1 protein-coding gene is annotated in these 287 nt (G+C 65.9%); it reads left to right on the top strand.

Annotation, left to right across the window (positions count from 1 at the left end; translation table 11 throughout):
- A partial coding sequence (locus tag GHO32_RS26305; protein ID WP_178113965.1) for a type VI secretion system Vgr family protein occupies positions 1 to 287 on the top strand: 287 nt, incomplete at both ends.

The following is a 287-nucleotide window of genomic DNA, read 5'->3' as shown; positions in this document are numbered from 1 at the left end:
GCCACGCTGATGACCAACCATCAGCACACAGCGCTGAACATGGGCTTCTTGACCCATCCGCGCCCCGATGGCGGAGCGCCTCGTGGCGAAGGCTTTGAACTGCGTACCGATGCCCACGGCGTAGTACGGGCGGGCGGCGGCTTGTTGCTGACGACCCAGCTTCGCGCCCGCGCCGTCGCCCATCACACCGACCTGCCCGAATGCGCCGAGCAACTCAGCATTGCGCAGCAACATCACGCTACCTTTTCCCACCTGGCCCGCGACCATCTGGCCCAGGAAAGCGGCGA

Origin of the sequence: Pseudomonas sp. FSL R10-2189, assembly GCF_009600325.1 — a bacterium.
In the GTDB taxonomy this organism is placed as follows: Bacteria; Pseudomonadota; Gammaproteobacteria; order Pseudomonadales; family Pseudomonadaceae; genus Aquipseudomonas; species Aquipseudomonas helleri.
This window is presented reverse-complemented; position numbering and strand designations above follow the sequence as displayed.